The sequence below is a fragment of the Pseudomonas sp. WT-JTC genome, assembly GCF_056711565.1.
Window position 1 is genome coordinate 2,939,984 of record NZ_CM160042.1, and the last position, 17,629, is coordinate 2,957,612.

Below are 17,629 nucleotides of genomic sequence, written 5' to 3' on the forward strand. Positions count from 1 at the left end.
AAATCAAGGGCTTGCAGCGAAAGTGGATGCAAGCCCTTGTTTGTTTCTGCTCCATCATTTCTTTCTTGATCGTGGTTGCCTGATGCTATTCAGGACGCCGGGTCTGCCTTGCGGCGATCGCTGCCGGTCGGATTGCCGGTGTTGATCAGCCTTCTTTCCAGCAATTCGTTTTCCAGTGCCTGGCGGTCTGACGGGGTCAGTTGATGTTCTCGCTCCTTGAGCTCCAGCAGGATCGGGGTGGACCACTGGCGGTAGATTTGTTCGGCACTACGATTGAGTGACATGGGTTCCTCCTTGATCAGGCTCCTGCCAATTAAGGCGCCGCAGTTCGATACGCAAGAGACCCTAGCCGAGGAATCCTGTTCTCGCCAATGCGTTACGTCGGGCTTCCATCTCCCCAGATGCCCGTAGCGGCAGTGCGTTGCACATAGTCGCTGAAGTCGCGTGCCGGCCGCCCCAGTACCCGCTGTACGCCATCGGCAATTGGCGTGTTGCGGCCATCGAGCACAGTCGTGAAGAGATAGAGCACCAGGTCGATCAACTCCTGGGGAAGTTGTTCCTGTTCCATGGCCTGTCGATAGGCGTCCGCTGGTACGGCCACGAATTCGATGTTGCGACGGGTGGAGCGGGCAATATCGGTCACGGCATCGGCAAAGGTCAATGCCCGAGGGCCGGTCAATTCATAGAGCTGGTTGGTGTGTCCGGGTCGGGTCAGTGCAGCGATGGCACACTCGGCGATGTCTTCTGCATCGACAAAGGGCTCGGCGACCTGGCCGACGGGGAGTGCGAGTTCACCTTGCAGAATGGGTTCAAGAAAGTGCGCCTCGCTAAAGTTCTGGCAGAACCAGCTGGCCCGCAGAATCGTCCAGTCAATCCCGCTGTTCTGTACAACACGCTCAGCCTGTTCCGCTTCGATTTCGCCGCGCCCGGATAACAGAACCAGTTTGCGGACTCCGCTTTTGACCGCCAGGTCGGTGAAAGCCTGGATGGATTCCAGAGCGCCAGGAACGGCGAGATCAGGTTGAAAGCAAAGGTAGACCGCATGCACGCCATCTATCACTGCGTCCCAGGTTGATCGATCTTCCCAGTCGAAAGGGGGATTCGCGTTACGGGAGCCTCGGCGGACGGCCAGGCCGGCAGCTTCGAGTCGTTGTGTGATTCGCCGCCCGGTTTTGCCCGTGGCACCAAGGACCAGTGTGATTGGTTGATCGGTTTTCATCGCGTTCATCTCCATCGGTTAATGTGAGTGATGCTCATGTTTAAAAGATGATAGATCCTCATGTTTTTCCGTCAACCCGTCAGTTCGAGTTCCCCGACGTGTGGTATCTGTTATTGGGCGTTGGGAGTGGCGATGCTAAGGTGAGTACATGTCACGTTATTGATCGGGAAATTCACTCGTGCGCAAAAAGACTCCTGAAGCCCTCGAACAGCCTGCTGCACAAGCGGTTCGACGCAATCCCACGCAACAGCGCAGCCGCGAACGTCAGGAGCGGATTTTGGCGACGGCGACTCAATTGATCGCGGAAAAGGGCAGCGATCAACTCAAGATGAGTGAAATCGCTGAGCGCTGCGGGATCTCGATCGGTTCTCTTTATCAGTATTTTCCCGACAAGAGTTCCGTCATCCGCACGCTGGCCGAACGCTACAACGCTGAGAGTCGTCGCTGCATTACAGAGGCGATGGAGGCCGTCGAGGATGCCCAGGGCTTGCGTGCCGCCTATTCGCAGTTGCTCGATCTGTATTACGAGATCGTGATGGCGACACCGGTGATGCGTGACATCTGGTCCGGCATGCAGGCTGACAAGCAGTTATTGCAACTGGAGCTGGTGGAGAGCCGGGTGGCCAGCGCACTACTGGCCCAGGCGATGTTTCGCGTGTATCCCGACATCGATGAACAACAGGTTCAGGAGTCGGCGTTTTTGATTTGGCACCTGGGCGAGGCGACCATGCGCCTGGCGGTCACTTGTGCACCGGAGGAAGGGCGAGCACTGGTCGAGACGTTCAAGCGCATGTCCCTGCGCGAGATCATGGAGCCGGCTCGCAAGGGCACCGACAGGCAATAAAATGACGCCTCTGTTTATGGATTTTTCCTCCGATTGAGTCCTCGCGCGGGCAAGCGGTCAGTCGCTCGGTCCAGGCTGAACGCCAGTTATTGGCGGTGTGGACGGCAGGTTTCGCGCAACAAAAAATCCCGGCGTCAGGCCGGGTTGTGGGAGAGGGTGAAAAACTGGCAGGCAGCCAAACGTTCGGAGACGTCACCGTCACCGATCATGCTGCCCGAATCGGGCCTGTCCTCGCACCGCAAATCCGTGACGGATCATCTGAACCGAGGCAGAGGTCGGTCGTCAGGCTTAAGGGACGACAGCGTGTGCCGGATCAGCGGCGTGTCCTTCTCGATGTCGTTCAGGCGATCACGAATTCTGAGGGCGGTGGGATGCCCGCCTTGATGATCGACCCAGTCGGCGATTTCCTTGCAAGCCGCAGCCAAGCGTACCTGACGGGAGTCCAGCAAGGTGAGCAGGGTGGTGATGGACTCTTTTTCGGACATGGGAGACACCTCCGTTCAAGAAACCTGGGTGTGGCAGCAAAAAGCCCGCCTGGAGCGAGCTATCTGCCGATGGGGTCGCTGATCCTTCAGGCATTTTCAGTATAGACCCGTTAAAAAATGGTGACAGGCCGTCAACCTTGCAGGGCTGTCACTCGTGATCTGGCATTCAACTGCCGGCAAACACGCAGTGCGTCCTCTTCAACAGCATAGCCATCTCCGATGAAGCCTTGGGTGCGGGTATCGGCGATGCGATACCAGGCCGCGGTATCCGGTGGCAGGTGGCCAATTTCACCCGCACGGCGAGCATGGATGATGATCTTGTTACAACGCTTCACGACGAAAATGTCTTCCATGGCGACTCCGTAGCGGATTCCTGTTCAGATCAACTATAGAAGCCATTGGTGATCGTGCAAAAAAACAGGCAGGTCAATTCGTCGGTTCAGGCGCTGCCGGCCCCGGTGCAGGCGTGTCGCCGGATTTACGCCAGCACCGCAACCGCTTTGATTTGCGCCCAGAGTTGCTGGCCAGGGTGGACGTTGAGTTGATCGCGCGAGTAACGCGTGATGCGCGCCAGCAGTGGGGTGCCTGCGGCATCCAGGCGAATCAGCACATGGGCGGCGTTGTCGGCGTTCATTTCACTGACCACGGTGACCGGCAGGCGATTGAGGATGCTGCTTTGCCCGGCACCGTGCAGGCTCAGGCTCACATCCCGCGCCTGGACCTTGCAGCGCAGTGCCTGGCCCGGATCCAGCGGCGTATGAGGCACACGAATGTTGAGGGTGGTGTCGGGCAATTGCAGGCTCAGCAATTGATAGTCGGCGTCATAGGCGCTGACGCGACCTTCGATCACCACGCCGGCGTCATCCCCCATCGCCAGCGGCAAGTCGAGGCGCGCCAGAGTCTGGCCGATCGGGCCGCTGGCCAGTGCCTTGCCGTTGCTCAGCAGCACGATATGGTCGGCCAGCCGCGCGACTTCATCCTGGGAGTGGCTGACGTACAGCACCGGGATGTCGAGCTCATCGTGCAGGCGTTGCAGGTAGGGCAGGATTTCACTTTTGCGTTGGGCATCCAGCGCGGCCAGCGGTTCGTCCATCAACAAAAGTTTCGGGCTGGTGAGCAAGGCGCGGGCGATGCCGACGCGCTGCCGTTCACCGCCTGAAAGGTGTTGTGGGTGCCGGTCTAGCAAATGGCTGATGCCCAGCAACTCGGTGGCGTGAGCCATGTCGACCCGGCGCTGCGGCTTCGGGATGCGCTTGAGACCGAACTCCAGGTTGGCCAGCACCGAGAGATGAGGAAACAGGCTGGCTTCCTGAAACACGTAGCCCAGCGCGCGTTTGTGCGGCGCGACGAAAACCTTGTTTTCGCTGTCTTGCCAGACTTCATCGTTGACCTGGATAAAGCCATGATCGGCCCGCTCCAGGCCGGCGATGCAACGCAGGCAAGTGGTCTTGCCCGAGCCGGAATGACCGTAAAGTGCCGTGACGCCACGGCCCGGCAGTTGCAGGTCGACGTCCAGGGCGAAGCCCGGGTAGCGTAGTTTCAGACGCATTTGAATCATCGGTCAGCTCCAGCCCGCTTTGGTTTTACGGCTGGAGTACAGCGCCAGCAGGACGGCAAACGAGAACACCAGCATCGCCCCGGCCAGCCAATGGGCCTGGGCGTATTCCATGGCTTCGACGTGATCGTAGATCTGCACCGAGACCACGCGGGTCTTTTCGGGAATATTGCCGCCGATCATCAACACCACGCCGAACTCGCCGACGGTGTGGGCGAAACCGAGAATGGTGGCGGTAATGACACCGGGGCGGGCCAGTGGCAGTGTCACGCTGAAAAAGGTGTCCCAGGGGTTTGCCCGCAATGTCGCGGCGACTTCGAGCGGGCGCGTGCCGATTGCGGAAAAAGCGTTCTGCAGCGGCTGGACTACGAATGGCATCGAATACAACACCGAACCGATGACCAACCCTGCAAAACTGAAAGTGAGGGTGCCAAGGCCGAGTGATTGGGTGAGCTGGCCGATGAACCCGTGAGGGCCGAGCGCCAGCAACAGATAAAAGCCAATCACCGTCGGTGGCAGCACCAGGGGCAGGGCGACAATCGCCCCGACCGGGCCGCGCAACCAGGAGCGGGTGCGCGCAAGCCATAACGCAATCGGAGTGCCGACAATCAGCAGGATAACGGTCGTCAGGGACGCCAGTTTCAGGGTCAGCCAAATGGCGGAATAATCGGCACTCGATAGCGACATCAGATTTCGTAGCCGTAGGACTTGATGACAGCTGCCGCTTTCGGCCCCTTGAGGTAGTCAACCAATGCCTTGGCGGCCGGGTTGTCCTTGCCCTTGTTGAGAATCACGGCGTCCTGTTTGATCGGGTCGTGCAGGCTGGCCGGAACGATCCAGGCCGAACCGCTGGTGATTTTTCCGTCCTTGTAGATCTGCGACAGGGCGACAAAACCCAGCTCGGCATTGCCGGTGGAGACGAATTGGTAGGCCTGGGTGATGTTCTGGCCTTCAACGATCTTGTCCTTGACCTTGTCGCTCAGCCCTTCCTTGGCCAACACCTGGGTAGCCGCCAGGCCATAAGGCGCAGCTTTCGGGTTGGCGATGGACAGGTGCTGATATTCGTTCTTTTTCAGCACATCGCCCTTGGCATCGACGTAGCCTTCTTTGGCCGACCACAGCGCCAGGGTACCGACCGCGTAGGTGAAGCGCGAGCCCTTGACGGAGTCGCCTTCGGCTTCAAGTTTTTGCGGGGTGCTGTCGTCTGCCGAGAGGAACACTTCGAACGGCGCGCCGTTTTTGATCTGGGTGTAGAACTGGCCGGTAGCACCAAACGAGGTGACCAGTTTATGCCCGGTGTCTTTTTCAAAGTCAGCGGCGATGGCCTGGATAGGCGCGGTGAAGTTGGCAGCGACCGCCACCTGGACTTCGTCCGCCTGGGCTGAGCCGAAGGCAAATACAGCGACAAGGCTTGCCAGGCAGGCAGGGGCAAAACGTGAGGCACGAATGGTCATGAAACGGCTCCGTTAAAGGCAATTGCAGCAGGGGTGAATCGTTATGTACAGAAATATATAGCGAATTGCCTTTAAACGGAATGTGCTGTCGAAAAAATTGTATACAATTTTAACGAAAGTGATGCTCAGGGGCCCGCAGCAGTCTCGCTAATCCTCCTTCAGCCAGTTGTCGAGTCAGTGCCGCGGTGGTCAATTCGACTCCGAGGGTAAATGCCTGGCCGGCCCAGAGGTTGCTGAAGTCTGCTTCACCTTTGGCCCGCAGCGGCATCAGCGCGCCACCGGCCAGGGGGAAGGTCGGTGCCTTGGCGCTCATGGGCCCCAGTTCACGCATCACTCGATTAAGAATGCCCCGTGCCGGGCGACCGGTGAACACGTTGGTAATCGCCGTTTCGCTTTCCCTGGCGGTGCGCAACGCTTTGTGATGGGACGGGCTGACCTTGGCCTCTGGCGTGAACAGGTAAGCCGTACCCACCTGAACCGCCGAAGCGCCCAGCATGAAGGCGGCGGCGACACCTCGTGCATCAGCGATGCCGCCGGCGGCAATCACCGGCACTTTCACCGCATCGACGACCTGAGGCACCAGGGCGAACGTCCCCACCTGGCTGCTCAGGTCATCGCTGAGAAACATCCCGCGATGGCCCCCGGCTTCGGAGCCCATGGCAATGATTGCATCGCAGCCATGCTGCTCCAGCCACACCGCTTCTGCGACGGTAGTGGCCGAGGACAGCACTTTGGCACCCGTGGCCTTGACCCGGTCGAGCAGGGCTTTTTCCGGCAGGCCAAAGTGAAAGCTCACCACTTCAGGGCGAAATTCCTCGACCACTTCGCAGGCCGCGTGATCGAACGGCGCGCGGTTGGACACGGGCGTTGGCGCATCGAAATCGACACCGAGTTCCTGGTAGTAGGGTTGCAGCAGGTTTTTCCACTCCTGCGCGCGTTGTTCATCAGGGGCTGGAGGCTGATGACAGAAGAAGTTGACGTTGATCGGGCGCTGGGTGTGTTGGCGGATCGTTTTCAGTTCCTCGCGCAATTGATCGATGCTGAGCATCGCCGCTGGCATCGAGCCCAACCCGCCGGCATTGCAGGCTGCAATCACCATGGACGAGTTCGTGGCGCCAGCCATCGGCCCCTGAATGATCGGCAGTTCGATCCCGAGCAGATCAAGAATGCGGGTATCTGGCCATTGGTTCATGTGCTGTGTTCTCCGACGTTGAAAGCAGGGCAGGGACGGTAGAACAGGATTTGTAACGCAACGACTGGTGCAAGGCCAGTCGTCCTTTCGCAGGGTCCGGTTTTCTTCAGCGTCGATGGCAACCTCCACTTTCGCCATTGCGATCATGGGTACCGGGAATGGGCGGTTTGCCCGGTTGGCTTAAAGTCGGGTACGGCAATCTGTTGCGATGTGTTATTTCAATTGCACCACAACCAGACTGATTTCATTGAGAGGCCGTCATGTTCAAAGGCATTTTGATCGACAAAGACGACAGCGGTTACCGGGCCACACTGCAAGAGATCCAGGACGATCAGTTACCCGAGGGCGATGTCACGGTGCGTGTTGCCTACAGCACGCTGAATTTCAAGGACGGCCTGGCGATCACCGGCAGCAGTCCGGTGGTGCGCAAATTCCCGATGGTGCCGGGCATCGACCTGGCCGGCGTCGTCGAAGTCAGCGGGCATCCGGACTACAAGGTCGGTGACCAGGTGCTGCTCAATGGCTGGGGTGTGGGTGAAGGACACTGGGGAGGATTGGCGCAGAAGGCTCGCCTGAACGGTGACTGGCTGATTCCGTTGCCCAAGGCGTTCACCGCTGCCCAGGCGATGGCCATCGGAACGGCGGGCTACACGGCCATGCTGTGCATCCTTGCTCTGGAGCACAACGGGGTAACGCCTGAGCAGGGCGACATCCTGGTGACCGGAGCCAACGGTGGCGTCGGCAGTTTCGCCATCGCGTTACTCAACAGGCTCGGCTATCGGGTGGTCGCGTCCACAGGACGTACGTCGGAGCATGACTACCTGAGGCAACTGGGCGCTGGTGAAATCATCGACCGTGCCACGCTGTCCGAGCCAGGCAAGCCGTTGGCCAAAGAGCGCTGGGCGGCGGTCATCGATTCGGTCGGCAGCCACACCCTGGCCAATGCTTGCGCCAGTACCAAGGCCAATGGCACCGTCGCGGCATGCGGTTTGGCCCAAGGCATGGACTTTCCGGCATCCGTTGCACCGTTCATTTTGCGCGGTGTGACCCTGGCCGGTATCAATAGCGTGACCCAGCCCAAAGCCAGGCGCGTGGAAGCCTGGGGTCGACTGGCCAAGGATCTGGACTTCAACCTGTTGCCATTGATCAGTCACGAAATCGGCCTGAGCGAAGCCATCGAAGCCGCGCCGCGCTTGCTTGCCGGGCAGTTGCGCGGGCGCGTGGTGGTGGATGTGAATCGCTGATTACTGCGACTCGCGTTCCAGCAACTGACGTTTGCGCTCGACACCCCAGCGATAGCCCGACAGGTGGCCATCGCTGCGCACCACGCGATGGCAAGGGATCGCCACGGCCAGGTTGTTGGCGCCGCAGGCTTGAGCCACGGCGCGAACGGCTTTCGGCGAGCCGATGCGCTGGGCGACGTCGGCGTAGCTGGCCGTGCTGCCAACGGGAATTTCCCTCAGCGCTTGCCAGACACGCTCCTGAAACGCCGTGCCGCGTACGTCCAGAGGTAAATCAAGGCCAATGGCCGGCGCCTCGATAAAGCCGACGACCCTGGCAATCAATTGCTCGAATTGATGATCGGCACCAATCAGGTTGGCGCGCCGGAATTTATCCTGCAGATCACAGACCAGTTGGTGCGGATCATCGCCCAACAGGATCGCGCAGACCCCGCGCTCACTCTGCGCCACCAGTATCGCCCCCAGTGAACACTGGCCGACGGCAAAACGAATGTCATTGTTTTGGCCGGCCGCGCGGTAGTCCCCGGGTTTCATTCCGAGCAGATGGTCTGCCGCTTCATAAAATCGACTGTTGGAGTTGAAGCCAGCGTCGTACAGGGCATCGGTCACCGAGCCTCCATCCGCCAGGCGCTCGCGCACCTTGCGTGAGCGATGAGCGTCGGCGTAGCCCTTGGGCGTCAGGCCGGTGACGGCCTTGAACACGCGATGGAAGTGGAAGCTGCTCAGCCCCGCCGCTTCGGCCAGCTCGCCAAGGGCAGGCAGCGTTTCCGCGCTTTCGATCTGGCGGCACGCGGCGGCCACGGTGGCGGCATGTTGCGCGGCGAGTTCGCTCTGGTCTTTGGTCGCGCGTTTGCTTGGGCGATAACCCGCCGCCTGTGCCTGCTCGGCGCTATCGAAGAATTCGACATTGTGTGGTTTGGGCAAGCGCGCAAGGCTGCTGGGGTTGCAGTAGATGCCGGTGGTCTTCACGGCATAGACAAACTGCCCGTCAGCCTTGGGATCGCGCGCGACCACGGCGGCCCAGCGCGGATCGTTTTCGGTGCTGATCTTGCTCGATTGGGTTGTCATGGCGTCATGTCCTTTGAGGAGTTGCCTGCACATTAACCATGGGGCAATTGCCACACACTCCGGCGCTTGCGGTCAAATTCGAAGTCTTTATCCGGCGGTACGGAAGGTGAAGTTGATGCGTTGCTCGCCGAGCCTCGGGTGATGACCGTCCTTGATCGGCAACACACCGTGATAACGCAGACGATCAACGCCACCCCAGACCACGATGTCGCCATGCAGCAAGGGGGTGCGCTGGCTTTTGTCACTGCGTGCAAAACCGCCGAACAGGAACATCGCCGGCAAGCCCAGCGATACCGAAACGATAGGGGCTGCGTAGGAATGCTCGTCCTTATCCTGATGCAATGACATTTTTGCCCCGGGAATGTAACGGTTGATCAGGCAGGAGTCCGGCGCAAATTCGCTGAACCCCGCTGCCTGCGCCGCCGCTTGCGCCAACTGGAAAAACACCTCGGGCATCCTCGGCCAGGGCTGGCCGGTCTGCGGATCGTGGCGGGTGTACTGATAACCGCTGCGGTCAGTGGTCCAGCCGAATGTGCCACAACTGCTCAGGGCGACCGACATGGTAAAGCCGCCGGGTGTGATCATCTGCCGAAACGGCGCGGCCGTCAGCACCGCCTCCAGGGCGGGCAACAAACGCTCAAGCCAGGGCAGGGCGAAGCCTCTGAGCACATAGGATTGTTCGCCGATCTGCTCGCGCCTGGGCTGTTGCTCGGGCTCGGCATTGGCAAACAGATCGAAAGTCAGCGGATTCATGGGGTCATAACGCATCGTGAAAGATGATTCCAAGGGTATGCCGTTTGCCGCTGTGCAGGCGACTCACGCCGTGACGCAGGGTCACGCGGTAGTAACCGCGAACCCCTTTGACCGGCCGCTGGTTGACGGCAAATATCAGCCCGTCACCTTTCTTCAGGCCGATGACCATCGGGCGTGACTGCATGCGCGGGCGCTGTTCGGTCATGACAAATTCGCCGCCGGTGAAGTCTTCATCCGGGGCGGACAGAAGAATCGCCACTTGCAACGGGAAAACGTGCTCACCGTACAAGTCCTGATGCAGGCAGTTGTAGTCCTGCGGACCGTATTGCAGCAACAACGGCGTCGGACGGTTCTGACCAGCGGCATGACAGCGTTCGAGAAAGGCTTGATGAGCGTCTGGAAAGCGGGTCGGTAGATCCATCTGTTCATACCAGCGATTGGCGATGGGTACCAGCCATGGGTAGAGCGCGCTGCGCAGGCGGGCCACGAGGTCCGGCAATGGATAGCTGAAATACTTGTACTCGCCGCGGCCGAACCCGTGGCGAGCCATTACCACGTGCGAGCGAAAGGCTTCGGCCCCGGGGTACCAGGCGCTGACCTGATCGCAAGCCTTGTGGCTCAACAGTGACGGGATGACGGCGCAACCGTCCTGATCAAGTTGCTGTTCCAGCCGGGGCCAGTCCAGGTTGTCCAGATATTGCTCGCTCATTGCCGGGCCTCTTGTTGGTGAGGTGGCCAGTCTGGAGGGCAGGGGTGAAGCAGGCACTCCGGCGCTTGCGGTCGAATTGCGAGCGGGAGCCGACGTCCGTTGTCGCTCCGGATCGTGTTACAGCGCTTTGCTGACGCTGATTTCGCTGATGACGTCGTCCTGTCCATGAATGGCATCCAGCGCCGCCTTGGCTTCTTCTGCGGTGCCGTGTTCAAGCTGGGCAAACTCGAAGCGGCGCTCACCGTTGAGTTTGTATTTGATGACGTACTTGGTCGTTTGGGCCACGGTTGTATCTGCCTGTCGTTTGTTTCGGGTGCGCTGTTCAGCTCAGTTTCGAGCTGGAGCGGCGAATGATTTTGATCGAGTGTGTCAGGGTGGGTTTGCGGGTCACGCTGATAGGGCGACGGTTGACTGTATCGATCGTGATGTTCCAGAAACCGGTGCTCGGGGCGGTGATGCGCGCCGGAAACGTGTCGAATGCACCGCCGTGATAGGTGTGACGGCCGCCATTTTTAAAGCTGCGGAAGTTGGCGTCGTTCATCAAACGGATGTTGCACATTTGGGAGCATTGAATGACGACAATGTCGTCTTCATTGAGGTGCTCGCGCTGATGGATAAATTTCATGAGGCGCCTCCAGAAGGGCTTTTTCTACAAAATCAAAACGATAGCATGGGCGATTGGCGCAGTTTATCAGCCCCACCGCCTTATTATCCGGCCACTTTGACAATTAAAAACGCTAATTTCACGTTTGATGAGCGATAAAGCAGGTTGCCCTGGAGAAAAAACGCATCTGCGCTGTCCGAGCGTCTTTATAGGAGGTTTTGTATGAAATGGGGTTTTTCGTTTCTTTCGCTGGCGGTATTGGTGAGTGGTTGTGCGAACGTCTCTGAAATCAACGAGTCGCTGCCGACCATGAACGTGATTTCTGGCAAGAAGCCCCATGAATATGCGCAATGCCTCAGCGAAAAACTGGCCGACAGTCGTGGTGCCTTGCAAATCCAGCCGCACAAGGATGGATTGCGCGTGATCGTCCCGCTCAAGTTTTCCTCGGGTCCGTCTGCCGTATTCGACATTGAAGAGCGCTCGGGCGGCAGCAGCATCAAGCTGCACGAGAGCATGTCCAACGTCCCGGTACGTCCAAAGGACGTACAGAATGCCGCCACCGAGTGCATTTCCGGCTGATAGACTATCGACCAACAGCACCGATGCCGCCAAAGCCTGGCTTTGGCGGCATCGTTATTTCTGGAGTCGAGTATGAAGCGAGAGCAGGTCCGGGCGCGCCATGCAGAGGGGCTTATCTCTGCCACCCATGTGATTCAGAATCCGGCGGACCTTGGAGAGTGGATCGTGTTTTTCAAGAAAAGCGCCGGGCGCAGCTATTTCCTGGTGGATGACAATGATGAAGTCGAGTCCTTCGGTAAACTCGACGAATTGATCGAAACGCTGCGCGGACTCGGGATCAAGTTCGCCGAAATTCATCTGTAGGGTCGAGTGCCTGATTTGCAGACCACCACGACGCTGCGGCTCTTGAAATTGCCGATATCGGCCCCGAGGGTCTTTTCACTTTCCTTGAGCGATGGCGTGCCGTCGGTACCGACAATCCGGTAGCCGGTGCCCGCACAGGAGGCATCGGCTTTTTCGTAGCAGGCGGCCCAGGAATTGGCCTCTCCCGAGCAATCGATCGTCAAGCCCTGCTCTCCATTGTTCAGGTAGGTTTCTTCCGATGTTGCGCAGCCGTTCAGGGCCAATACCGTTAGCAAAGGCAAAATCTTGTTCATGGATTGATCATCGTCAGGGTGGTGGGGCAAGGCTGAGACAGCGCCGGGATCAAAAGGTTATAGCGAAAGGCCACTTCTTTTTCTGTATTCACAAAAAAGCCCTGTGCAATGACAGGGCTATTCGAAAGGGGCGTCGGTCAGTTCTTGTCCTTGCCGCGTCGCTTGGGTTCCGGATGCTCAAGCTCCAGTACCGAAGCCACTTCGATTGCCAGGGCTTCGGAAGGGAAAGGTCCGGCGATATTTTCACCGGCGGCACTCGCCACCCACCATTGACCGTCTTTCACCTGATTGATCAGGAATCCGTTGACGCTTTTTACTGCCGACATTTATTAACCTCGTTGTCTGGTTCAATCGCGCCATGATACCGCCAAACGCGCGCACCGGGTGCCGTTGGGCGTATGGTGGGATGCCCCGGCCAAGGTAGAAAGCGTGCAATTGCGCGAATCTCTGCTATGCATAAGAGTTTGCCCGGTAACCTGCGCACCCGCGCAGGGAACTAACGGCAAGAATATTTCTCTATGTTGGCATCGGTTAGCCAGCGCGGGGCATTGTAAGGTGCACGCCGCCTGATTAGACTGCGCCGAAACTCGTACACACAGCCGTTACAAGGACTTATATGATCAAGAAATGCTTGTTCCCAGCAGCCGGTTACGGTACTCGCTTCCTGCCAGCGACTAAAGCCATGCCCAAAGAAATGCTGCCGGTGGTAAACAAGCCACTGATCCAGTACGGCGTCGAAGAGGCATTGGATGCCGGCTTGAACGAAATCTCCATCGTCACCGGTCGCGGCAAGCGCGCCCTGGAAGACCATTTCGACATCAGCTACGAGCTGGAAAACCAGATCAAGGGCACCGACAAGGAGAAATACCTGGTCGGCATCCGCCGCCTGTTGGATGAGTGCTCCTTCTCCTACACCCGTCAGACCGAAATGAAAGGTCTGGGTCACGCGATTCTGACCGGTCGTCCACTGATCGGTGACGAGCCGTTCGCCGTGGTGCTGGCGGATGACCTGTGCGTCAACCTGGAAGGTGACGGCGTACTCAAGCAGATGGTCAAGCTGTACAAGCAGTACCGCTGCACCATCGTCGCGATCATGGAAGTAGACCCGCAGGAAACCAGCAAGTACGGCGTGATTGCAGGCGACCTGATCGGTGACGACCTGTACCGCGTACGCAACATGGTCGAGAAGCCAAAGCCGGAAGATGCCCCGTCGAACCTGGCGATCATCGGTCGTTACATCATGACGCCGGACATCTTCAGCCTGATCGAACAAACCGAGCCAGGCAAAGGTGGCGAGATCCAGATCACTGACGCCCTGATGAAACAGGCGCAGGATGGTTGCGTGATCGCCTACAAGTTCAAGGGCAAGCGTTTCGACTGCGGTGGCGCCGAAGGCTACATCGACGCGACCAACTTCTGCTTCGAGAACTTCTACAAGACGGGCAAGGCTTACTGATAGCCGAAGACCGGATTGTGTTGAAAAGCCACCTTCGGGTGGCTTTTTCATTTTCCGGCCTCATATCGTCTGCAGCGCTTGCCCCACAAATGTCTGCGGGTATGCTGGTCACCTGCCGAGGAGATTGAAAATGGCCTACGATTTTGACCTTTATGTGATTGGTGCCGGTTCCGGTGGTGTGCGGGCTGCGCGGTTTGCCGCCGGGTTCGGTGCGAAAGTGGCCGTGGCCGAGAGCCGCTACCTGGGCGGTACCTGTGTGAACGTCGGCTGCGTGCCGAAAAAGTTGCTGGTCTACGGTGCGCACTTCGCCGAAGACTTCGAGCAGGCTTCCGGTTTTGGCTGGAGCCTGGATGAGGCGCAGTTCGATTGGCCGACGCTGATCGCCAACAAGGACCGCGAGATCAATCGCCTCAATGGCATTTATCGCAATCTGCTGGTCAACAGTGGCGTGACCTTGCATGAAGGCCACGCCAGGATCGTCGATCCGCATCAGGTCGAGATCAATGGCGAGCGCTTTACCGCCAAAAATATCCTGATCGCTACCGGTGGCTGGCCGCAGATTCCGGATATCCCGGGACATGAGCATGCCATCAGTTCCAACCAGGCGTTCTTCCTTAAACAACTGCCCAAGCGAGTGTTGGTGGTGGGCGGGGGCTACATTGCGGTCGAGTTCGCCGGGATCTTCCACGGCCTGGGCGCCGAGACCACGCTGTTGTATCGCGGTGAACTGTTCCTGCGCGGCTTCGACACTTCCGTGCGCAAGCACTTGCAGGAAGAGTTGACCAAGCGCGGCATGGACCTGCAATTCAACGCGGACATCGAGCGCATCGACAAGCAGGCCGACGGCAGTCTGAAAGTCACGCTCAAGGATGGTCGCCAGCTGGAAGCCGATTGCGTGTTCTACGCCACGGGCCGTCGTCCGATGCTGGACAATCTCGGGCTGGAAAACACCGGGGTCAAACTCGACAGGAAAGGCTTTGTCGAGGTCGATGAGCTGTATCAGACGGCGGAGCCGTCGATCCTGGCGCTGGGCGATGTGATCGGTCGTGTTCAGCTGACACCGGTTGCCCTGGCAGAGGGCATGGCGGTTGCACGACGCCTGTTCAAGCCGGAGCAGTATCGTCCGGTGGATTACAAGATGATCCCGACAGCGGTGTTCAGCCTGCCAAACATCGGCACCGTCGGGTTGACCGAGGAAGAGGCCCGCGAAGCCGGCCACGACGTGCAGATCTTCGAAAGCCGCTTCCGGCCGATGAAACTGACCCTGACTGAATGTCAGGAGCGCACGCTGATGAAGCTGGTGGTCGACGCCAGGACCGACAAGGTATTGGGTTGCCACATGGTCGGTCCGGATGCCGGTGAAATCGTCCAGGGTCTGGCGATTGCCTTGAAGGCCGGCGCCACCAAGCGCGACTTCGACGAAACCATCGGGGTGCACCCGACGGCCGCCGAAGAGTTCGTCACCATGCGTACGCCGGTCGCCGGTTAATCGTCCTTCGCTGCGTCTGCCGCTGCCGCAATGGTTGCGGCCAGACGTACGCGTTCTTCCAGATCCGTCCGGGTTCTGGTCAGCTCGATTTCCAGTGACCTGTTGAGCTGCGACTGCTCGTCGACGTTCTGTTTGAGGGCCTGGCTTTCCAGCAGGGCGACGCGCAGGCGTTCCTGGAGGAGGGTGCGCTCGCTGTCGACGCGGGTGGCCTGTTCCAGCAACTGATCCTGACGGGTATTGCTTTGCTTGAGCTGTTCTTGGAGCAGGCTCAGCTCGCGCAGCGTGCCGCGGTTTTCGGTCAGCAAGCGTTCGTTGTCGCGGTGCAATTGGGTGATTTCGTCCTGGCGCACCAGCGCGCTTTGTTGTGCCTGGCGCAGCTCCATCTGTATCTGTTGCACCTGGCCTTCATGGCGACTCAATTCCTGTTCGCGCTGTTCCTTGACCGCGTTGCGGTAGTGCTCCAGTGCGTCCCGAGTGTGCAGGTGTTTTTCTTCAAGGGAGCGAATCTGCTCGTCCTTGTCTTTCAAGCGTAATTCGAAATCGGCCAGCGCCTGGTTCAGCCCGGCGTTGCGGGTTTGCTCCGTTTGCAGCATGGCGCGGGTTTCTTGCAGGGCCTCGGATTCCTGAGTCAGCGCCAGGCTCTGAAACTCGTATTGCTGGTGCAGTTCGCTATTGGCTTCTTGCGCTTCGCCGAGCTGGTTTTCCAGCGCCTTGCGTTGTTCCTCGTACTGCGCGCGCGCCTGGTCGATGGGCTCCTGCGCTTGCTCCTTCAGGCGTTGTGCGAGCCGCGCCACCAGCGCCATCAGTTCGTCGTCAATCGGTTCCGCCGGTGGTTCGACCGGTTCGTTCCTGTCATCGAGCTCTTTGAGGTAGCGATGAATCGTGGTTTTCGAACCGGTATTGCCCATCTCGATCCGTACGGCATCGATGCTGGGGTTTTCGCCACGGGCGAGGATCGCCAACCGAGCGGCTTGCACCACCGCTTTATTTACACCGCCGCGTGCCATGAGTTCTCCCGGGATTTGATGATGTGGTACGTACCACGTAAATACACATTGTACCATTCAATCTGAAAAGTTAAATACTGAATGTAGCTGACACGGGATATACTGGTATTACCCCGTGTGATCACGGTTTCGAGGTATTCCTCGCGCTATTTCCGTACACAAACCCTGTAGGAGCGAGCTCGCTCGCGAAAAACCCGGGAACGCCGCGGGGCACCTGCCAGCCAGCGTTATCGTTGACGACCATCGCGAGCGAGCTCGCTCCTACAGAGTTTTGTGTTATTCGTGCCGCCGTAGGAGCGAGCTTGCTCGCGAAAAACCCGAGAACGCCGCGGGGCACCTGGCAACCAGCGTTATCGTTAACGATCATCGCGAGCGAGCTCGCTCCTACAGTCGGTCAAACAGGTTCATTTTCTATGAGCGATCTGGATCGCTATCTGCAAGCGGCGACTCGCGACAACACCCGTCGCAGCTATCGGGCAGCCATCGAACACTTCGAAGTCACGTGGGGCGGTTTTCTGCCGGCAACCGGCGACAGCGTGGCGCGCTACCTGGTGGCCCATGCCGGCGTGTTATCGATCAATACGCTGAAACTGCGTTTGTCGGCATTGGCGCAGTGGCACAACAGCCAGGGTTTTGCCGATCCCACCAAGGCGCCGGTGGTGCGCAAGGTGTTCAAGGGCATCCGCGCGCTGCACCCGGCCCAGGAAAAACAGGCCGAACCCTTGCAGCTTCAGCATCTGGAGCAGGTGGTCAGTTGTCTGGAGCAGGAAGTGCAAACCGCCAGGGCCGAAGGCGACCGACCGGGTTTGCTGCGGGCCAGGCGCGACATGGCGTTGATCCTGCTGGGCTTCTGGCGCGGCTTTCGTAGTGATGAGTTGTGCCGGCTGCGGGTTGAACACGTGCAGGCAAGCGCTGGTTCCGGCATCAGTCTCTATCTGCCGCGCAGCAAGAGTGATCGCGACAACCTCGGCAAGACGTATCAAACGCCGGCCTTGCAGCGTTTGTGTCCGGTGCAGGCTTACATCGACTGGATTACCGAGGCAGCCCTGGTGCGTGGGCCGGTATTCCGTAGCGTCGACCGCTGGGGGCATTTGGGCGAGGAGGGGTTGCACGCCAATAGCGTGATTCCGTTATTGCGTCAGGCGCTGGAGCGCGCCGGCATTGCCGCCGAACTCTACACCAGCCATTCCTTGCGCCGTGGCTTTGCGACTTGGGCGCATCAAAGTGGCTGGGATTTGAAGTCGCTCATGAGTTACGTGGGCTGGAAGGACATGAAGTCGGCCATGCGTTACATCGAGGCCAGTCCGTTCTTCGGGATGGCACGCATTACAGAAAGGCCGATTGAGTCCTAGATACCGTTTTCTTCTATTAATACAGC

The 17,629-nt window shown here is 59.0% G+C and carries 23 protein-coding genes; 7 read left to right on the plus strand and 16 right to left on the minus strand.

The annotated features are described in order from the left end of the window. Positions 1-89: 89 nt before the first annotated feature. The gene (locus AC06G5_RS13500) at positions 90-284 is read right to left on the minus strand and encodes a hypothetical protein (protein WP_413424955.1); all 195 of its coding nucleotides are present in this window, start codon (positions 282-284) and stop codon (positions 90-92) included. A 92-nt stretch (positions 285-376) separates the two neighbouring features. After that, a complete protein-coding gene (locus AC06G5_RS13505) occupies positions 377-1,219 on the minus strand; it encodes an NAD(P)H-binding protein (RefSeq protein WP_480459666.1) in 843 nt (280 codons plus the stop codon). A 178-nt stretch (positions 1,220-1,397) separates the two neighbouring features. Between AC06G5_RS13505 and AC06G5_RS13510 the strand changes: the two genes are divergently transcribed. After that, positions 1,398-2,063 carry a TetR/AcrR family transcriptional regulator gene (locus AC06G5_RS13510; protein ID WP_480459668.1) on the plus strand — a complete coding sequence of 222 codons (666 nt, stop codon included), beginning with the start codon at positions 1,398-1,400 and terminating at the stop codon, positions 2,061-2,063. A gap of 254 nt (positions 2,064-2,317) precedes the next feature. On the opposite strand, the gene AC06G5_RS13515 is transcribed toward AC06G5_RS13510, so the two are convergent. From AC06G5_RS13515 to AC06G5_RS13540, 6 genes are all read right to left on the minus strand, one after another. Next, a complete protein-coding gene (locus tag AC06G5_RS13515) occupies positions 2,318-2,548 on the minus strand; it encodes a hypothetical protein (protein WP_008020792.1) in 231 nt (76 codons plus the stop codon). Between the two features lie 131 nt (positions 2,549-2,679). Further along, positions 2,680-2,901, minus strand: coding sequence for a hypothetical protein (locus tag AC06G5_RS13520; RefSeq protein WP_413424961.1), 222 nt, complete (start codon positions 2,899-2,901; stop codon positions 2,680-2,682). 125 nt (positions 2,902-3,026) lie between these two features. After that, entirely contained in the window at positions 3,027-4,106 is a 1,080-nt protein-coding gene (gene modC / locus AC06G5_RS13525) for a molybdenum ABC transporter ATP-binding protein (protein ID WP_480459669.1), read from the minus strand. A gap of 3 nt (positions 4,107-4,109) precedes the next feature. Beyond that, on the minus strand, positions 4,110-4,790 hold the full coding sequence (gene modB, locus AC06G5_RS13530) for a molybdate ABC transporter permease subunit (protein WP_413424965.1): 681 nt from the start codon (positions 4,788-4,790) through the stop codon (positions 4,110-4,112). Continuing rightward, entirely contained in the window at positions 4,790-5,557 is a 768-nt protein-coding gene (gene modA / locus AC06G5_RS13535) for a molybdate ABC transporter substrate-binding protein (RefSeq protein ID WP_413424967.1), read from the minus strand. Before modA ends, modB begins: the two co-directional genes overlap by 1 nt. Before the next feature lie 109 nt (positions 5,558-5,666). Then, positions 5,667-6,749 carry an NAD(P)H-dependent flavin oxidoreductase gene (locus AC06G5_RS13540; RefSeq protein WP_480459672.1) on the minus strand — a complete coding sequence of 361 codons (1,083 nt, stop codon included), beginning with the start codon at positions 6,747-6,749 and terminating at the stop codon, positions 5,667-5,669. Positions 6,750-7,009: 260 nt separating this feature from the next. On the opposite strand from AC06G5_RS13540, the gene acuI reads away from it, so the two are divergent. Further along, positions 7,010-7,993, plus strand: a complete 984-nt coding sequence (acuI, locus tag AC06G5_RS13545) for an acrylyl-CoA reductase (NADPH) (RefSeq protein WP_480459674.1) — start codon at positions 7,010-7,012, stop codon at positions 7,991-7,993. Here acuI and ada read toward each other — a convergent pair whose 3' ends face one another. The 5 genes from ada to AC06G5_RS13570 all read right to left on the minus strand — a co-directional run bounded on the left by ada (position 7,994) and on the right by AC06G5_RS13570 (position 11,145). Further along, positions 7,994-9,058, minus strand: coding sequence for a bifunctional DNA-binding transcriptional regulator/O6-methylguanine-DNA methyltransferase Ada (gene ada, locus AC06G5_RS13550; RefSeq protein WP_413704957.1), 1,065 nt, complete (start codon positions 9,056-9,058; stop codon positions 7,994-7,996). It abuts the gene before it with no gap. Between the two features lie 87 nt (positions 9,059-9,145). Next, the gene (gene alkB / locus AC06G5_RS13555) at positions 9,146-9,826 is read right to left on the minus strand and encodes a DNA oxidative demethylase AlkB (RefSeq protein ID WP_480459675.1); all 681 of its coding nucleotides are present in this window, start codon (positions 9,824-9,826) and stop codon (positions 9,146-9,148) included. After that, positions 9,816-10,520 (minus strand): 2OG-Fe(II) oxygenase, encoded by a 705-nt coding sequence (locus AC06G5_RS13560; protein ID WP_413704955.1) that lies wholly within the window; start codon positions 10,518-10,520, stop codon positions 9,816-9,818. The genes alkB and AC06G5_RS13560 overlap by 11 nt, the downstream gene beginning before the upstream one ends. A 117-nt stretch (positions 10,521-10,637) precedes the next feature. After that, positions 10,638-10,805 (minus strand): hypothetical protein, encoded by a 168-nt coding sequence (locus tag AC06G5_RS13565; protein WP_007975954.1) that lies wholly within the window; start codon positions 10,803-10,805, stop codon positions 10,638-10,640. 37 nt (positions 10,806-10,842) lie between these two features. Further along, positions 10,843-11,145, minus strand: a complete 303-nt coding sequence (locus tag AC06G5_RS13570; RefSeq protein WP_007900033.1) for a DUF1883 domain-containing protein — start codon at positions 11,143-11,145, stop codon at positions 10,843-10,845. A gap of 201 nt (positions 11,146-11,346) precedes the next feature. Between AC06G5_RS13570 and AC06G5_RS13575 the strand changes: the two genes are divergently transcribed. After that, positions 11,347-11,703 carry a hypothetical protein gene (locus tag AC06G5_RS13575; RefSeq protein ID WP_413704954.1) on the plus strand — a complete coding sequence of 119 codons (357 nt, stop codon included), beginning with the start codon at positions 11,347-11,349 and terminating at the stop codon, positions 11,701-11,703. A gap of 72 nt (positions 11,704-11,775) precedes the next feature. Next, positions 11,776-12,006, plus strand: coding sequence for a hypothetical protein (locus tag AC06G5_RS13580; RefSeq protein WP_413704953.1), 231 nt, complete (start codon positions 11,776-11,778; stop codon positions 12,004-12,006). Here AC06G5_RS13580 and AC06G5_RS13585 read toward each other — a convergent pair. Together AC06G5_RS13585 and AC06G5_RS13590 are read right to left on the minus strand one after the other, a co-directional pair. Continuing rightward, complete coding sequence (locus AC06G5_RS13585) at positions 11,997-12,299, minus strand: hypothetical protein (protein WP_413704952.1); 303 nt, start codon at positions 12,297-12,299, stop codon at positions 11,997-11,999. The genes AC06G5_RS13580 and AC06G5_RS13585 overlap by 10 nt on opposite strands. A 137-nt stretch (positions 12,300-12,436) precedes the next feature. Further along, positions 12,437-12,625 (minus strand): hypothetical protein, encoded by a 189-nt coding sequence (locus tag AC06G5_RS13590; RefSeq protein WP_480459677.1) that lies wholly within the window; start codon positions 12,623-12,625, stop codon positions 12,437-12,439. 290 nt (positions 12,626-12,915) lie between these two features. Here AC06G5_RS13590 and galU point away from each other — a divergent pair, with 290 nt between their 5' ends. After that, positions 12,916-13,755 carry a UTP--glucose-1-phosphate uridylyltransferase GalU gene (gene galU / locus AC06G5_RS13595; RefSeq protein ID WP_007975949.1) on the plus strand — a complete coding sequence of 280 codons (840 nt, stop codon included), beginning with the start codon at positions 12,916-12,918 and terminating at the stop codon, positions 13,753-13,755. A 130-nt stretch (positions 13,756-13,885) separates the two neighbouring features. Further along, positions 13,886-15,244 (plus strand): glutathione-disulfide reductase, encoded by a 1,359-nt coding sequence (gene gorA / locus AC06G5_RS13600; RefSeq protein ID WP_413704951.1) that lies wholly within the window; start codon positions 13,886-13,888, stop codon positions 15,242-15,244. Here gorA and AC06G5_RS13605 read toward each other — a convergent pair. Beyond that, complete coding sequence (locus AC06G5_RS13605) at positions 15,241-16,251, minus strand: DNA-binding protein (RefSeq protein ID WP_413424988.1); 1,011 nt, start codon at positions 16,249-16,251, stop codon at positions 15,241-15,243. The genes gorA and AC06G5_RS13605 overlap by 4 nt on opposite strands. Before the next feature lie 413 nt (positions 16,252-16,664). Here AC06G5_RS13605 and AC06G5_RS13610 point away from each other — a divergent pair, with 413 nt between their 5' ends. Further along, a complete protein-coding gene (locus tag AC06G5_RS13610; RefSeq protein WP_413424990.1) occupies positions 16,665-17,603 on the plus strand; it encodes a site-specific integrase in 939 nt (312 codons plus the stop codon). Positions 17,604-17,629: the final 26 nt, after the last annotated feature.

Excerpts from the sequence above, each read along its gene's own strand:
- AC06G5_RS13500 (WP_413424955.1), bottom strand. The coding sequence starts at position 284 with ATGTCACTCAATCGTAGTGCCGAACAAATCTACCGCCAGTGGTCCACC.
- AC06G5_RS13505 (WP_480459666.1), bottom strand. The coding sequence starts at position 1,219 with ATGAAAACCGATCAACCAATCACACTGGTCCTTGGTGCCACGGGCAAA.
- AC06G5_RS13515 (WP_008020792.1), bottom strand. The coding sequence starts at position 2,548 with ATGTCCGAAAAAGAGTCCATCACCACCCTGCTCACCTTGCTGGACTCC.
- AC06G5_RS13520 (WP_413424961.1), bottom strand. The coding sequence starts at position 2,901 with ATGGAAGACATTTTCGTCGTGAAGCGTTGTAACAAGATCATCATCCAT.
- modC (WP_480459669.1), bottom strand. The coding sequence starts at position 4,106 with ATGATTCAAATGCGTCTGAAACTACGCTACCCGGGCTTCGCCCTGGAC.
- modB (WP_413424965.1), bottom strand. The coding sequence starts at position 4,790 with ATGTCGCTATCGAGTGCCGATTATTCCGCCATTTGGCTGACCCTGAAA.
- modA (WP_413424967.1), bottom strand. The coding sequence starts at position 5,557 with ATGACCATTCGTGCCTCACGTTTTGCCCCTGCCTGCCTGGCAAGCCTT.
- AC06G5_RS13540 (WP_480459672.1), bottom strand. The coding sequence starts at position 6,749 with ATGAACCAATGGCCAGATACCCGCATTCTTGATCTGCTCGGGATCGAA.
- acuI (WP_480459674.1), top strand. The coding sequence starts at position 7,010 with ATGTTCAAAGGCATTTTGATCGACAAAGACGACAGCGGTTACCGGGCC.
- ada (WP_413704957.1), bottom strand. The coding sequence starts at position 9,058 with ATGACAACCCAATCGAGCAAGATCAGCACCGAAAACGATCCGCGCTGG.
- alkB (WP_480459675.1), bottom strand. The coding sequence starts at position 9,826 with ATGCGTTATGACCCCATGAATCCGCTGACTTTCGATCTGTTTGCCAAT.
- AC06G5_RS13560 (WP_413704955.1), bottom strand. The coding sequence starts at position 10,520 with ATGAGCGAGCAATATCTGGACAACCTGGACTGGCCCCGGCTGGAACAG.
- AC06G5_RS13570 (WP_007900033.1), bottom strand. The coding sequence starts at position 11,145 with ATGAAATTTATCCATCAGCGCGAGCACCTCAATGAAGACGACATTGTC.
- AC06G5_RS13575 (WP_413704954.1), top strand. The coding sequence starts at position 11,347 with ATGAAATGGGGTTTTTCGTTTCTTTCGCTGGCGGTATTGGTGAGTGGT.
- AC06G5_RS13580 (WP_413704953.1), top strand. The coding sequence starts at position 11,776 with ATGAAGCGAGAGCAGGTCCGGGCGCGCCATGCAGAGGGGCTTATCTCT.
- AC06G5_RS13585 (WP_413704952.1), bottom strand. The coding sequence starts at position 12,299 with ATGAACAAGATTTTGCCTTTGCTAACGGTATTGGCCCTGAACGGCTGC.
- AC06G5_RS13590 (WP_480459677.1), bottom strand. The coding sequence starts at position 12,625 with ATGTCGGCAGTAAAAAGCGTCAACGGATTCCTGATCAATCAGGTGAAA.
- galU (WP_007975949.1), top strand. The coding sequence starts at position 12,916 with ATGATCAAGAAATGCTTGTTCCCAGCAGCCGGTTACGGTACTCGCTTC.
- gorA (WP_413704951.1), top strand. The coding sequence starts at position 13,886 with ATGGCCTACGATTTTGACCTTTATGTGATTGGTGCCGGTTCCGGTGGT.
- AC06G5_RS13605 (WP_413424988.1), bottom strand. The coding sequence starts at position 16,251 with ATGGCACGCGGCGGTGTAAATAAAGCGGTGGTGCAAGCCGCTCGGTTG.
- AC06G5_RS13610 (WP_413424990.1), top strand. The coding sequence starts at position 16,665 with ATGAGCGATCTGGATCGCTATCTGCAAGCGGCGACTCGCGACAACACC.